Raw genomic sequence first — 14766 nt, forward strand, 5'->3', positions numbered from 1 at the left:
GAAGAATTCCATGAAAAAATACAAAAATTCTGTTATAATATGCAAGGAATATACATAAAAAGAGGAAAGATAATGAAGAGAGATCGTCAAGCTGTTATCAAACAGATGATTTCAAGAGATAAGATTGGGACACAAGAGGAAATTAAGCAACGCCTAGAGGCGGAAGGTATCACGGTTACTCAGGCTACCTTGTCACGTGACTTGCGTGAGATTGGCCTCTTGAAGCTTCGTGATGAAGAAGGCAGACTCTACTATAGTTTGTCTGAGCATGTGCTTCCAAGTTTGGATCCTACGGTTAAGGACTATGTTAAATCAGTTTCACGTGCTCAGTTTATGCTGGTCCTTCACACAGAGTTGGGTGAAGCTGATGTTTTGGCCAACTTAATTGACAGTGATGGCAACCCTGAAATTTTAGGAACCGTTGCTGGTGCAGATACCCTCTTGGTAATCTGTAAGGATGCTGTGGTTGCTGAAAAACTGGAAAGCGAGTTTCACTGATGAACACTCCTCATCAGGATCTCCAAAAAGCCAAAGAAGAGTTAATCGACCTCCTCAAACACCATGAGGCGGTTCTTGCTTTTCAAGATGCTGAGAAGGCCATTGGACAGGTACCTCAAATCAGTCATCTAGCTGGACAGATGAAGGCTTATCAACAAGAAGCAGTGCTTTTTCAAAAAATTGAGAAACAACGTGCCTATGAGGAGGCAGGCGAACAAGCAGATTTGATTCAGCATGAGTTGGAAAATTTGCCTATTGTTCAGGACTACCGTCAAAAAATGCAGGATGCCAGTGACTTGATCCAATATGTGACCAAGTCTATCGAAGAAAGGATTAACGAGGAGTTAAGACATGGCTAAGGAAAAAATATCTCCAGGAATGCAGCAGTATTTGGATATCAAGGAAAATTATCCAGATGCTTTTTTGCTCTTCCGTATGGGTGATTTTTACGAATTATTTTATGATGATGCCGTTAAGGCTGCCCAGATTTTGGAAATTAGCCTAACCAGTCGTAATAAGAACGCCGATAATCCCATTCCTATGGCTGGTGTTCCTTATCATTCAGCTCAATCCTATATTGATGTCTTGGTTGAGATGGGCTACAAGGTAGCCATTGCTGAGCAGATGGAGGATCCTAAACAGGCTGTTGGTGTGGTTAAGCGTGAGGTGGTTCAGGTTATCACGCCAGGGACAGTGGTTGACAGTTCTAAACCTGATAATGCCAACAATTTCTTGGTAGCCATTGACAAGGCTGGAAGTCGTTTTGGTCTGGCCTATATGGATGTGTCAACGGGTGAATTTTTTGCGACAGAGTTGGACGATTTCAGTTCAGTTTGTAGTGAAATTCAGAACCTTAAGGCACGTGAAGTAGTAGTTGGTTATGATTTACCTGAAGCTGATGAACAAGTTTTGGTGAAGCAACTCAACCTTCTACTCTCTAAGGAAACAGAGGTTTACGATGATGTCCACTTGATTGACACTAGCTTGACAGACTTAGAAAGCAGTGTAGCGGGTAAACTTCTCCAGTATGTGCACCGTACTCAGATGCGTGAGCTCAGCCATTTACAAAAGGCTCAGCACTATGAGATTAAGGATTACTTGCAGATGTCCTATGCGACCAAGTCAAGTTTGGATTTGCTGGAAAATGCTAGAACAGGTAAGAAACACGGTTCTCTTTTCTGGCTCTTGGATGAAACCAAGACAGCTATGGGAATGCGTCTCTTGCGTACTTGGATTGACCGTCCTTTAGTGAATCAGGCTGCAATCGTGGAGCGTCAGAATATTATCCAAGTTTTCTTGGACAATTTCTTCGAGCGTAGTGACCTGACAGAGAGTCTTAAAGGGGTTTACGACATTGAGCGCTTGGCTAGTCGTGTTTCCTTCGGAAAGGCTAACCCTAAAGATTTGATTCAGCTAGGTCATACCCTAGCTCAGGTTCCAGTTATTAAGGCGATTTTGGAGTCTTTTAATGATGAGGCCTTGTCACGTCTTTTACAAGAATTGGATGCTCTGCCAGAATTAGAGAGTCTGATTCGGTCGGCTATTGATCCCGATGCTCCTGCAACCATTACAGAAGGTGGCATTATCCGTGCTGGTTTTGATGAGACCTTGGACAAGTATCGCAAGGTGATGAGCGAGGGGACATCGTGGATCGCAGATATCGAAGCCAAGGAACGTGAAGCGTCTGGTATTACAACACTAAAAATAGATTATAACCGTAAAGATGGTTATTACTTCCATGTGACCAACTCTAATCTTAGCTTGGTTCCTGACCACTTCTTCCGCAAGGCAACTCTGAAAAACTCAGAGCGCTTCGGAACTGCTGAGTTGGCTAAGATTGAAGGTGAGATGCTCGAGGCACGTGAAAAGTCATCAACGCTAGAGTATGATATTTTCATGCGTGTCCGTGAGCAGGTGGAACGCTATATTGATCGTTTGCAATCTTTGGCTAAGGCTATTGCGACAGTCGATGTACTTCAGAGTTTGGCAGTTACAGCAGAGACTAATCATTATGTTCGTCCTGTGTTCAATGATGAGCATCGTATCGTTATTGATCAAGGCCGTCATGCGGTGGTTGAGAAGGTTATGGGTGTTCAGGAATACATTCCAAACACGATTACCTTTGACAGTCAGACCAATGTTCAGCTCATCACAGGACCAAATATGAGTGGTAAATCTACTTATATGCGTCAGTTGGCCTTGTCAGTCGTTATGGCTCAGATGGGGTCTTACGTACCAGCAGATAGTATTGATTTGCCAGTTTTTGACGCCATCTATACGCGTATTGGTGCTTCAGATGACCTGATTTCAGGTCAGTCGACCTTCATGGTTGAGATGATGGAGGCTAATCAGGCCATTAAGCGCGCGACACCTAATTCCTTGATTATTTTTGATGAGTTGGGGCGTGGGACAGCCACCTATGATGGTATGGCTTTGGCCCAGTCTATCATTGAGTTTATTCATGACAAGGTGGGGGCTAAAACCATGTTTGCTACCCATTATCATGAGTTGACAGCACTGTCAAATACTTTGACACACCTTGTCAACGTTCATGTGGCGACACTTGAAAAGGACGGAGAGGTGACTTTCCTTCACAAGATTGTCGATGGCCCAGCCGATAAATCTTACGGTATTCATGTAGCTAAGATTGCAGGTTTACCAGCAGATTTACTGGAACGTGCTGACACCATCTTGACACAATTAGAGGGCGAGACAGTTACCATCCAACCTCAGGAAAAGGTATCGCCTCAAGAGAAGCCTGCCACTGAAACGCATATCAACGAGCAAATCTCTCTCTTTGATGATTTTACTGAAAATCCGGTTCTTCAAGAGTTACGTGATTTGGATATTTACAATATGACACCGATGCAGGTCATGATGGCTGTAGCAGATTTGAAACAGAAACTATAAAAGAAGCTTGTCGATTGACAGGCTTCTTGTCTTTTATAGGTGTTTCAATTCTTGGTTGAGTTGTTCAATATCCTTTTTCATTTTCCAATAAGAGAAGACCCAAACGAGGAGATAGATAAGGCTGAATTCAATGACTAGCTCCAAGTAGAAAGTTAAACGTAGAGGGAACCATCCGCTGAGGGTAGCTAGTGGAATGAAACCTAGACAGGTCAAGGCGTAGTGAGTGAGGGTTGCACGAAGCAAACTCCATTCAGCCTTACGGAAAATATAACTAGCGACTTCAAAGAGGATACCGATAGCAAACCAAGTGATGAGGCAGTAGGCCAATACCATGGATCCGTGAACCTGATGTGACGTCATCCATTGTCCAATAGCTGAATGAGGATTAAGAGGCATGTAGCTTGGTGCCCAGATAAGAGACATAATCATGGATACGACAAGTCCGATAAGGATGCCTTTTTTGCCTGATTTAAAAAGTTGCTTTTTCATTGTAATTTCTCCTTTATTGCTTTGAGGTAACGGCGTGATGAGTAGGTGGTTTCCTTGTTTTTTAGGTGAATTTCAACGAGGCCATTAGGGGTAATGTTGAAGCGTTCAATTTCTTTAAGGTTGACAATCTCTGATTGTGAGATTTTGATAAAGTAAGATGGCAGTTTTTCTAAAACTTGATAGAGACGTAAGCCTAAGTGGTACTCTCCTTGAATAGTTTCAGCTAGAACTTGGCGATTTTCGATGTAAATTCTGGAAATAGCATTAGACTTGATGAGATAAGTTTCGCCATCTTTTTTTCCTCTGAGTCGTTGGTTATCATCCAAAGATTCGACAAACTCGACAACTTGTTGAATCTTGGGCGTCCGACTAGGTGCCTGAATCTGCAACATTTCTTCTTGAAATACTGAGTCAATCTGAACTTTTATTTTCATAACTATCCTTTCTTATTGGTAATTGAGGAGGCCTCCTCCCTTTCACACCTTTATTAAACACTATTTACTAGTCCACAGCAATAGCGTTTGTCTATGTGGTCCTGTATGGTGTCTAAGTGGTTGAAAATATTTTCGAAAACCCCTATACTTAATGAAAACGTACTGACGAGGTAATCACATGAAATCTATAATGAAATGGCTAGCAGGAATTTTTCTTGCCTGCAGTCTGATTTTGAGCTTTTTTACACCTTTTGAAAAGGCACTAACACTGAACTTGCTTTTGCTTTATTTCTTTGTTAAGCAGTTTATGGATTCGACAAGTTCACCCAAAACCTACCAATGGATTTTCCAAGTCATCTACCTCTTGATTTTTTCTGGGCTCATTTGGTTCAACCTTCGTCATGGGGATATGATTGTTATAGCCACAGCCTTATCTTGGCTAACAGTTGTGTGTGAGTTATGGCTTTATAGGAAGCATCAGTAACAGTTAGAAACATTGTTCTCTCAACCTTTTAGAAGGGAAAATAATAATTATGCCAAAAATCATCGAATTGCCTGAGGTGTTAGCCAACCAGATTGCTGCTGGTGAGGTCGTAGAGCGTCCAGCTAGTGTTGTCAAAGAGTTAGTGGAAAATGCTATTGATGCAGGTAGCACCCAGATTACCATTGAAGTTGAAGAATCAGGCCTCTCAAAAATTCAAATCACAGACAATGGTGAAGGAATGGCTCAAGCTGATGTGGCCATGAGTTTGCGCCGTCATGCAACAAGTAAAATCAAAAATCAAGGAGATCTCTTTCGTATTCGAACCCTTGGTTTTCGAGGTGAGGCCCTACCATCAATAGCTTCTATCAGCCACCTAACTATTGTGACAGCAGCGGATGGAGAAGCCTATGGGACTAAACTGGTTGCTAAAGGTGGAGAAATTGAGAGTCAGGACCCTATTTCAACACCAGTTGGAACAAAGATTACCGTTGAAAACCTATTTTATAATACCCCAGCTCGTCTCAAGTATATGAAGAGTTTACAGGCTGAGTTGGCTCATATTGTCGATGTTGTCAATCGTCTAAGTCTAGCTCATCCCGAGGTTGCCTTTACCTTGCTTAATGATGGTCGTCAGTTGACACAGACATCAGGTACTGGAGACCTCCGTCAAGCTATTGCTGGTATTTATGGTTTGACAACGGCTAAAAAAATGGTGGAGATTTCAAATTCTGACCTTGATTTTGAAGTTTCTGGATATGTTAGTCTCCCTGAGTTGACCCGTGCAAATCGTAACTACATCACGATTCTCATTAACGGACGTTATATTAAAAACTTCCTGCTTAACCGTGCTATTTTTGATGGATATGGCTCTAAACTCATGGTAGGACGCTTCCCTATTGCAGTTATTGATATTCAGATTGATCCTTACTTGGCCGATGTCAATGTTCACCCAACAAAGCAGGAAGTACGTATCTCTAAAGAAAAAGAGCTCATGGCCCTTATCAGCTCAGCCATTGCTCAAAGCCTTAGAGAGCAGGATTTGATTCCTGATGCCCTTGAAAATCTAGCCAAGTCTAGTACCAGAGGTGCAGCTAAGCCAGTTCAAACCAGTCTTCCACTCAAACAAACCAATCTTTACTACGATAGCAGTCGTAATGATTTCTTTGTCAAACCAGAGACAGTCCAAGAAGATATCAAACCTCTTGTATCAGAGTCACCAGTTTCATCGGTAGAAAATAAACCGCAACCTTCTGTTAAACAGGCACAACGTTCAGTAGATGAAGGTGATAGCGAACACGAAAAACTTGATTATAAAAACAAGTCGAAAATGAAGCGCATGCTTGAAACTCTGGATAATGAGGAAACATCAACCTTCCCTGAATTAGAGTTTTTTGGTCAAATGCATGGAACCTATCTCTTTGCGCAAGGACAAGGCGGACTTTACATCATTGACCAGCATGCTGCCCAAGAACGTGTCAAGTATGAGTACTATCGCGAAAAGATTGGTGAGGTTGACAGCAGTTTACAGCAGCTTTTGGTTCCCTATCTCTTTGAATTTTCAGGTTCAGACTACATTAGTTTACAAGAAAAAATGTCCCTTCTTAACCAGGTTGGTATCTATTTAGAGCCTTATGGGAACAACACTTTCATTCTTCGTGAACATCCTATCTGGATGAAGGAAGAAGAGATTGAATCAGCGGTCTATGAAATGTGTGACATGCTTCTTTTGACGAATGAAGTGTCTGTTAAGACCTACCGTGCTGAGTTGGCCATCATGATGAGTTGTAAACGTTCAATCAAGGCCAATCATGCTCTTGATGATTACTCTGCGCGTGACCTCCTAGTACAGCTTGCACAGTGTAAAAATCCCTACAATTGCCCTCACGGACGTCCAGTACTTGTCAACTTTACCAAGTCTGATATGGAAAAAATGTTCCGTCGTATCCAAGAAAATCATACGAGTCTACGTGACCTAGGGAAGTATTAAAACTTTTTTTGGTCTTGCTTTACGAATAGGAATGTTAGATTTATAATAGTGGTGAAGATGAGGAATCTTCTAATGTTTTAGCGGATTATTGTAGGATGATTGCCTGATTTTTAAGTTAGGAGGTATAGTGATGAGACACCTAACAAAAACTAATAAACACTTTTTACTTGTTGGCTTAACATTTTTAGCGACTAGCTTGATTTTCTATATTTTGGCCTGGTTAGGTCAACCAAGTTTGGAGAATACTCTCGTAAATGTTTCTAGCATTGCCTTTACTTTAGGCGTTGTAACATATATTCTATTAGGTCTAAAGATGATTACAGATACTTTAAAGACGAGTAGTCATCCTTAAAATAGAGCAAACAGAATCCACTTTCGAGTGGATTTTTTGTTACAATAGTACAGCAGTGCTTGAGATGACAAAATAAACACTCAAGACAATTATCTTACAAGTATAAAATGATAAAGCAAACCATTGAAGAAACGAACGAGAAAGGAAATCACACGCCATGTATGATTACATCAAGGGAACTCTAGTGAAAATTACCGCCAAGTATATTGTTATAGAAGCAAACGGCTTAGGTTATATTGTCACTGTAGCGAATCCATACAGTTTTTCTGACCAAATGAATCAGACTATCCAAGTCTATCTTCATCAGGTTATTAGAGACGATGCCCACCTTCTTTTTGGTTTCCATACTGAAGATGAAAAAGAGGTCTTCCTTAAGCTTATTTCAGTTTCTGGAATAGGTCCGACGACTGCCCTAGCCATTGTTGCTGTAGATGATAATCAAGGCTTGGTTGCTGCTGTTGATAATAGTGACATCAAGTACTTGATGAAGTTTCCAAAGATTGGTAAAAAGACAGCTCAACAAATGGTTCTGGATTTGGCAGGGAAATTTGCAGAGTTACCAACAGAAACGACCAAGACGACACCAAGTCAACCTGAAGGGAATCATCAATTGGATGAGGCTATGGAAGCCTTGATTGCTCTTGGTTATAAAGCCACAGAACTTAAGAAAATCAAGGCCTTCTTCGAAGGAACTAATGAAACGGCAGAGCAATACATTAAATCGGCTCTTAAAATGTTGATGAAATGAGGTAAGCAATGGTCAATCGTTGTCGTTGGGTTCCAACAAACAATAAATTATATTGTGATTATCATGACAAGGAGTGGGGAAAGCCTATTGGTGACGACCAAAAACTTTTTGAGCTGCTTTGCTTAGAAAGTTATCAGTCAGGGCTTTCTTGGTTAACCGTTTTAAATAAAAGACAGGCCTTTAATCGTGTTTTTCATGATTATGATATTGAGCGTGTTGCCCGGCTTAGTCTAAGTGAACTTGAAGATGCGCTTCAAAATCCAGACATCATTAGGCACAAACTTAAGCTAGAAGCAACCGTAAATAATGCCAAACAAGTACTAAAAATCCAAGATGAATTTGGCTCCTTGTCCCATTATTTTTGGCATTTCTTTGACGGAAAGCCCTTGATAAATAATGTTCCCACATATAAGGACGTCCCATCATCAACTGACTTATCCCAACAGATTGCCAAAAATCTAAAAAAGAGAGGGTTCAAATTTTTAGGACCGACTACTATATATTCATTTTTACAAGCCGCAGGATTTGTGAATGATCATGAAAACAACTGTGACTTCAAATAAATGAGTAGATTTGATTGACAAGACGAGAAAAACATGTTAGTTTATAAACGAACATGTTTTTGAGATTATTTTACGAATAGTAATACAGGTGAACCAATGAAAGCTGAATTGATTGCAGTAGGAACTGAAATCCTAACCGGGCAAATCACCAATACCAATGCCCAATTTTTATCTGAGAAACTAGCTGAACTAGGAATTGACGTGTATTTTCACACAGCAGTAGGAGATAATGAAAACCGCCTACTTTCAGTTCTTGATCAAGCCAGTCAGCGTAGTGATTTAGTCATACTTTGTGGTGGACTTGGCCCTACTGAGGACGACCTAACCAAGCAAACACTGGCTAAGTTCTTAGGAAAAGAACTCGTTTTTGATGAGGAAGCTAGTAAAAAACTGGATAGTTTCTTTGCTACTCGTCCTAAACACACACGAACGCCTAATAATGAACGTCAAGCACAAATTGTTGAGGGGGCTATTCCCTTGCAAAACCCGACAGGTCTTGCAGTTGGAGGCATCATTACTGCTCAAGGGGTGACCTATGTAGTCTTACCTGGTCCACCAAGTGAACTCAAACCTATGGTGAATCAAGAACTTATTCCAGCTCTTACAGAGAATCACTCAAGTCTTTATTCGAGAGTCCTAAGATTCTTTGGCGTTGGAGAAAGTCAATTAGTGACTATTCTGAAGGAGTTTATTGTTAACCAAACGGATCCAACCATAGCTCCATACGCTAAAGTGGGGGAAGTAACACTTCGCTTGTCAACAAAGGCTTCTTCGCAAGAAGAAGCAGATCAAAAACTAGATGTTTTAGAGAAACAAATTCGTTCGACTAAAACTCTAGATGGAAAATCCTTATCTGATTTCATTTATGGATATGGAGAGTCTAATAGTTTAGCCTTTGAAGCTTTTCGCTTGCTTAAGCACCATGGCAAGACTATCACTGCAGCTGAAAGCCTAACAGCAGGTTTATTTCAGGCTAGTATTGCTGATTTTTCAGGGGCCTCACAAGTATTTAAAGGTGGATTTGTTACTTATAGCATTGAAGAAAAAGCTAAAATGTTGGATATTCCCTTGTCGCAACTAGAAGAACATGGTGTTGTCAGTCATTTTACTGCAGAAAAAATGGCTGAAGGTGCTCGAGCTAAAACAGATAGCGATTATGGAATTGCACTTACCGGTGTAGCTGGACCAGATTCATTAGAAGGACACCCAGCAGGTACGGTATTTATTGGTATTGCTGATAGGAATCAAGTAAGGTCAATCAAGGTTGTTATAGGTGGAAGAAGTCGTTCTGATGTTAGATATATTAGTACCCTCTATGCCTTTAACCTAGTTCGCCAAGCTTTATTACAAGAAGACAACTTGATTTAAGTTTGTCTTTAACTATAGAAAGAAGAGGAAAATAAGTGGCTAAGAAAACAAAGAAAACAGAAGAAATTACAAAGAAATTTGGAGATGAGCGTCGTAAAGCACTTGATGATGCTTTGAAGAATATTGAAAAAGATTTTGGTAAAGGTGCAGTGATGCGTCTTGGTGAGCGTGCAGAGCAGAAAGTTCAAGTTATGAGTTCAGGCTCGCTAGCTTTGGATATTGCTCTTGGTGCAGGTGGTTATCCTAAAGGTCGTATTATTGAAATTTACGGACCAGAATCATCAGGTAAGACAACTGTAGCCCTCCATGCTGTTGCTCAAACACAAAAAGAAGGCGGAATTGCTGCCTTTATCGATGCAGAGCATGCCCTTGACCCTGCTTATGCGGCAGCCCTAGGTGTTAATATTGATGAGCTTCTTTTGTCACAACCTGATTCAGGTGAACAAGGTCTCGAAATTGCCGGTAAGCTGATTGACTCTGGTGCAGTTGATTTGGTTGTTGTTGACTCAGTTGCAGCTTTGGTACCTCGTGCAGAAATTGATGGAGATATTGGTGACAGCCATGTCGGACTTCAAGCGCGTATGATGAGTCAAGCCATGCGTAAGCTTTCTGCTTCTATCAACAAAACAAAAACAATTGCTATCTTCATTAACCAATTGCGTGAAAAAGTTGGTATTATGTTTGGTAATCCAGAAACAACCCCTGGTGGACGTGCTCTAAAATTCTATGCATCAGTACGTCTTGATGTACGTGGAAATACGCAAATCAAAGGGACTGGTGATAAAAAAGACCAAAATGTTGGTAAGGAAACTAAAATTAAGGTTGTTAAAAACAAGGTTGCTCCACCATTTAAAGAAGCCTTTGTTGAAATTATGTATGGTGAAGGGATTTCACAAACAGGTGAGCTTGTAAAAATCGCTAGTGACTTAGGCATTATTCAAAAAGCTGGAGCGTGGTTCTCATACAATGGAGAGAAGATTGGTCAAGGATCTGAAAATGCTAAAAAATATTTGGCAGATCATCCAGAAATTTTTGAAGAAATTGATCATAAAGTACGTGTACACTATGGTTTGATTGAACCAGATGAAGAGGATATTGTTGAAGAAGCACAAGTTGAAGAAACATCTGATGAACTTGTTTTAGACCTAGATTCAACCATTGAAATTGAAGAATAAGTGTAAAAGAGCCGACGAGCTCTTTTTTTCTGTTTTAATCTCTTGAATATACAATATAAGTGCACAATAAAAACTCATAAGATTTTCTAGTAAAATAGAATTGAACGAACTAGTTACGAAAGGAAATCTTATGAGCTACCATCATTTTACCATAGACGAGCGTGAAAGTATTCTCATTTACCGTACGCAAGGCCTAAATTTTTCTCAAATTGCTAAGTTACTTCATCGTCATCCATCTAGTATTAGTCGTGAGTGGAAGCGGCATCTAAAAGAAGGAAGCTATTCTCCAAGTCATGCACAGGAATCTTACCATAGGGCTAAATCACACTGTGGACGAAAACGTATGCTTGAAATAGATCACAATTTAAGCAATACCGTCAAACATCTATTTCTCAATTACCAATGGTCTCCTGAAGAAATAGAAGGTCGGTTGCGAATAGAGTATGGAAAAACTGTTATTAGTTATCAAACAATCTATAGAGCCATTTACAGAGGTCATTTTGATGATAACTCACTATCTCATGGTGCTCGTGGTGTCATTCGTAAACTTCGTCATCGTGGGAAAACACGTCATACTAAAGGTCATGTTGAAAATAGAGGGAAAATATCCATTTCTCATACAATTCACGAAAGACCAGAAGAAGCTAATAATCGAACTAGAATAGGAGATTGGGAAGCCGATACTGTTGCAGGTAAAACTGGAAAAGCTTGTTTAGTGACTCTAACAGACCGTTATTCTCGTTTTCTAAAAATCAAAAAGGTAGCTGTTAAGAAAAGCAAGTTGGTAATAGAAGCTATGGTAAAACTGTTAGAACCCTTGACGAAGTATACAGTAACTCCTGATAGAGGGAAAGAATTCACGTATCATCAGAAATTGAGTGATCAATTGAACATTGAAGTCTATTTTCCTGACCCTCATGCTCCATGGCAACGAGGAACCAATGAGAACACGAATGGATTACTTAGAGAATATTTTCCAAAGGGTAGTGATCTAACATTGGTTGATGATCAGACTATTCAGCTATGGGAGAACAAACTTAATAATAGGCCACGAAAATGTCTTAACTGGAAAACACCTTATGAAGTATTCTATGGGGAAAGTATGCACTTAATTTGACAATTCAAGCTAAATAAAAAACGGTCTATGGTAATTGAAAAAAGTCACCAAGATTCAAAATAGGTCGCTAGACCGATTTCTTAAATCAAGGACAGTGATAAGATAATAGTATCATGTGACAGAAAGAGAGAATTAACATGATTAAGATTTATACAATCTCAAGTTGTACAAGTTGTAAAAAAGCAAAAACATGGTTGAACAACCATCAACTTCCTTATAAAGAACAAAACCTTGGTAAAGAACCACTTACAAAAGAAGAAATCTTAAACATCCTATCAAAAACAGAGAATGGTGTTGAGAGTATTGTTTCATCAAAAAATCGCTATGCTAAAGCTCTAAATTGTGATATCGACGAGCTCAGTGTCAGTGAAGTGATTGATTTGATTCAAGAAAACCCAAGAATCTTGAAGAGTCCAATCTTAATTGATGATAAGAGATTGCAAGTGGGTTATAAGGAAGATGATATCCGTGCTTTCTTACCACGTTCAATACGAAATGTCGAAAATTCACAAGCACGCATGCGCGCAGCTCTATAAAAAAGTAAAAAAGGAGATACTTGCGATCTTCTTTTTACGTTTACTCTGGCATAGAAAATAAGTATTGACATTAGTTCGCAAACTTGATAGACTAATAAAGTCTTAAGGAAATTGTCCAGTAACAAAAAGTTTGAAAAACTTTAAAAAAGTTATTGACAAGACAGGTCAGAGATGATATTATAAATAAGCTGTTTCGCGAGAGACAGCGGACACGAGAAGTGAAAAAAACTTCAAAAAAAGTGTTGACAAGGCATTCTAGATTTGCTAGAATATAGAAGTTGTCTTAAGAGAGACAAAGACCTTTGAGAACTGAATAAGAAACCAAGTGCAGGGTTATAGAAGAAATTATAACCTGTCAATTTACAAGAATAAATCGTCAGACGACGGTAATGAGTTAACGCTCGAACAATTATTAAATTTTTTAATGAGAGTTTGATCCTGGCTCAGGACGAACGCTGGCGGCGTGCCTAATACATGCAAGTAGAACGCTGAAGAGAGGAGCTTGCTCTTCTTGGATGAGTTGCGAACGGGTGAGTAACGCGTAGGTAACCTGCCTTGTAGCGGGGGATAACTATTGGAAACGATAGCTAATACCGCATAACAATGGATGACCCATGTCATTTATTTGAAAGGGGCAAATGCTCCACTACAAGATGGACCTGCGTTGTATTAGCTAGTAGGTGAGGTAACGGCTCACCTAGGCGACGATACATAGCCGACCTGAGAGGGTGATCGGCCACACTGGGACTGAGACACGGCCCAGACTCCTACGGGAGGCAGCAGTAGGGAATCTTCGGCAATGGGGGCAACCCTGACCGAGCAACGCCGCGTGAGTGAAGAAGGTTTTCGGATCGTAAAGCTCTGTTGTAAGTCAAGAACGAGTGTGAGAGTGGAAAGTTCACACTGTGACGGTAGCTTACCAGAAAGGGACGGCTAACTACGTGCCAGCAGCCGCGGTAATACGTAGGTCCCGAGCGTTGTCCGGATTTATTGGGCGTAAAGCGAGCGCAGGCGGTTTGATAAGTCTGAAGTTAAAGGCTGTGGCTCAACCATAGTTCGCTTTGGAAACTGTCAAACTTGAGTGCAGAAGGGGAGAGTGGAATTCCATGTGTAGCGGTGAAATGCGTAGATATATGGAGGAACACCGGTGGCGAAAGCGGCTCTCTGGTCTGTAACTGACGCTGAGGCTCGAAAGCGTGGGGAGCGAACAGGATTAGATACCCTGGTAGTCCACGCCGTAAACGATGAGTGCTAGGTGTTGGATCCTTTCCGGGATTCAGTGCCGCAGCTAACGCATTAAGCACTCCGCCTGGGGAGTACGACCGCAAGGTTGAAACTCAAAGGAATTGACGGGGGCCCGCACAAGCGGTGGAGCATGTGGTTTAATTCGAAGCAACGCGAAGAACCTTACCAGGTCTTGACATCCCGATGCTATTTCTAGAGATAGAAAGTTACTTCGGTACATCGGTGACAGGTGGTGCATGGTTGTCGTCAGCTCGTGTCGTGAGATGTTGGGTTAAGTCCCGCAACGAGCGCAACCCCTATTGTTAGTTGCCATCATTCAGTTGGGCACTCTAGCGAGACTGCCGGTAATAAACCGGAGGAAGGTGGGGATGACGTCAAATCATCATGCCCCTTATGACCTGGGCTACACACGTGCTACAATGGTTGGTACAACGAGTTGCGAGTCGGTGACGGCAAGCTAATCTCTTAAAGCCAATCTCAGTTCGGATTGTAGGCTGCAACTCGCCTACATGAAGTCGGAATCGCTAGTAATCGCGGATCAGCACGCCGCGGTGAATACGTTCCCGGGCCTTGTACACACCGCCCGTCACACCACGAGAGTTTGTAACACCCGAAGTCGGTGAGGTAACCTTTTGGAGCCAGCCGCCTAAGGTGGGATAGATGATTGGGGTGAAGTCGTAACAAGGTAGCCGTATCGGAAGGTGCGGCTGGATCACCTCCTTTCTAAGGAAAAACGGAATGTACTTGAGTTTCTTATTTAGTTTTGAGAGGTCTTGTGGGGCCTTAGCTCAGCTGGGAGAGCGCCTGCTTTGCACGCAGGAGGTCAGCGGTTCGATCCCGCTAGGCTCCATTGAATCGCA

Annotated in this window: 14 protein-coding genes, 1 tRNA gene and 1 rRNA gene; 14 read left to right on the forward strand and 2 right to left on the reverse strand. The window is 41.2% G+C overall.

What is annotated here, in order from left to right; genetic code table 11:
* The first annotated feature begins 69 nt into the window (after nucleotides 1–69).
* From argR to mutS, 3 genes are read left to right on the forward strand one after another with little or no spacing between them, the layout of a single operon-like run.
* Nucleotides 70–498 (forward strand): arginine repressor, encoded by a 429-nt coding sequence (argR, locus tag NSQ79_RS00300; protein ID WP_170314548.1) that lies wholly within the window; start codon nucleotides 70–72, stop codon nucleotides 496–498.
* Nucleotides 498–857: a YlbF family regulator gene (locus tag NSQ79_RS00305; protein WP_045772359.1), complete on the forward strand. Its 360-nt coding sequence runs from the start codon at nucleotides 498–500 to the stop codon at nucleotides 855–857. The genes argR and NSQ79_RS00305 overlap by 1 nt, the downstream gene beginning before the upstream one ends.
* The gene (gene mutS / locus NSQ79_RS00310; RefSeq protein WP_049527574.1) at nucleotides 850–3408 is read left to right on the forward strand and encodes a DNA mismatch repair protein MutS; all 2559 of its coding nucleotides are present in this window, start codon (nucleotides 850–852) and stop codon (nucleotides 3406–3408) included. Before NSQ79_RS00305 ends, mutS begins: the two co-directional genes overlap by 8 nt.
* A 33-nt stretch (nucleotides 3409–3441) precedes the next feature.
* Here mutS and NSQ79_RS00315 read toward each other — a convergent pair whose 3' ends face one another.
* Together NSQ79_RS00315 and NSQ79_RS00320 are read right to left on the reverse strand one after the other, a co-directional pair.
* Nucleotides 3442–3897 carry a DUF3021 domain-containing protein gene (locus NSQ79_RS00315; protein ID WP_049527571.1) on the reverse strand — a complete coding sequence of 152 codons (456 nt, stop codon included), beginning with the start codon at nucleotides 3895–3897 and terminating at the stop codon, nucleotides 3442–3444.
* A complete protein-coding gene (locus NSQ79_RS00320; protein WP_045772361.1) occupies nucleotides 3894–4331 on the reverse strand; it encodes a LytTR family DNA-binding domain-containing protein in 438 nt (145 codons plus the stop codon). The genes NSQ79_RS00315 and NSQ79_RS00320 overlap by 4 nt, the downstream gene beginning before the upstream one ends.
* A gap of 178 nt (nucleotides 4332–4509) precedes the next feature.
* Here NSQ79_RS00320 and NSQ79_RS00325 point away from each other — a divergent pair, with 178 nt between their 5' ends.
* From NSQ79_RS00325 to NSQ79_RS00375, 11 genes are all read left to right on the forward strand, one after another.
* Nucleotides 4510–4815, forward strand: a complete 306-nt coding sequence (locus tag NSQ79_RS00325) for a hypothetical protein (RefSeq protein ID WP_002886319.1) — start codon at nucleotides 4510–4512, stop codon at nucleotides 4813–4815.
* A 49-nt stretch (nucleotides 4816–4864) separates the two neighbouring features.
* Entirely contained in the window at nucleotides 4865–6802 is a 1938-nt protein-coding gene (gene mutL, locus NSQ79_RS00330) for a DNA mismatch repair endonuclease MutL (RefSeq protein ID WP_021143432.1), read from the forward strand.
* Between the two features lie 130 nt (nucleotides 6803–6932).
* Nucleotides 6933–7154 (forward strand): hypothetical protein, encoded by a 222-nt coding sequence (locus NSQ79_RS00335; protein WP_002886321.1) that lies wholly within the window; start codon nucleotides 6933–6935, stop codon nucleotides 7152–7154.
* A gap of 157 nt (nucleotides 7155–7311) precedes the next feature.
* Nucleotides 7312–7902 carry a Holliday junction branch migration protein RuvA gene (gene ruvA / locus NSQ79_RS00340; RefSeq protein ID WP_002886323.1) on the forward strand — a complete coding sequence of 197 codons (591 nt, stop codon included), beginning with the start codon at nucleotides 7312–7314 and terminating at the stop codon, nucleotides 7900–7902.
* An 8-nt stretch (nucleotides 7903–7910) separates the two neighbouring features.
* Nucleotides 7911–8465, forward strand: a complete 555-nt coding sequence (locus tag NSQ79_RS00345) for a DNA-3-methyladenine glycosylase I (protein ID WP_014633717.1) — start codon at nucleotides 7911–7913, stop codon at nucleotides 8463–8465.
* A gap of 96 nt (nucleotides 8466–8561) precedes the next feature.
* Nucleotides 8562–9833 carry a competence/damage-inducible protein A gene (locus NSQ79_RS00350; protein WP_049527564.1) on the forward strand — a complete coding sequence of 424 codons (1272 nt, stop codon included), beginning with the start codon at nucleotides 8562–8564 and terminating at the stop codon, nucleotides 9831–9833.
* Nucleotides 9834–9868: 35 nt separating this feature from the next.
* Nucleotides 9869–11008 (forward strand): recombinase RecA, encoded by a 1140-nt coding sequence (recA, locus tag NSQ79_RS00355; RefSeq protein ID WP_014633715.1) that lies wholly within the window; start codon nucleotides 9869–9871, stop codon nucleotides 11006–11008.
* A gap of 130 nt (nucleotides 11009–11138) precedes the next feature.
* On the forward strand, nucleotides 11139–12125 hold the full coding sequence (locus tag NSQ79_RS00360; protein WP_339313686.1) for an IS30 family transposase: 987 nt from the start codon (nucleotides 11139–11141) through the stop codon (nucleotides 12123–12125).
* 137 nt (nucleotides 12126–12262) lie between these two features.
* On the forward strand, nucleotides 12263–12661 hold the full coding sequence (gene spx / locus NSQ79_RS00365; RefSeq protein WP_002886328.1) for a transcriptional regulator Spx: 399 nt from the start codon (nucleotides 12263–12265) through the stop codon (nucleotides 12659–12661).
* A 420-nt stretch (nucleotides 12662–13081) separates the two neighbouring features.
* Nucleotides 13082–14629 (forward strand): 16S ribosomal RNA (locus NSQ79_RS00370).
* A 54-nt stretch (nucleotides 14630–14683) separates the two neighbouring features.
* A tRNA-Ala gene (locus NSQ79_RS00375) sits at nucleotides 14684–14756 on the forward strand.
* Nucleotides 14757–14766: the final 10 nt, after the last annotated feature.

It is taken from the genome of Streptococcus sp. FSL W7-1342, from assembly GCF_037966635.1.
Lineage (GTDB): Bacteria > Bacillota > Bacilli > Lactobacillales > Streptococcaceae > Streptococcus > Streptococcus salivarius_D.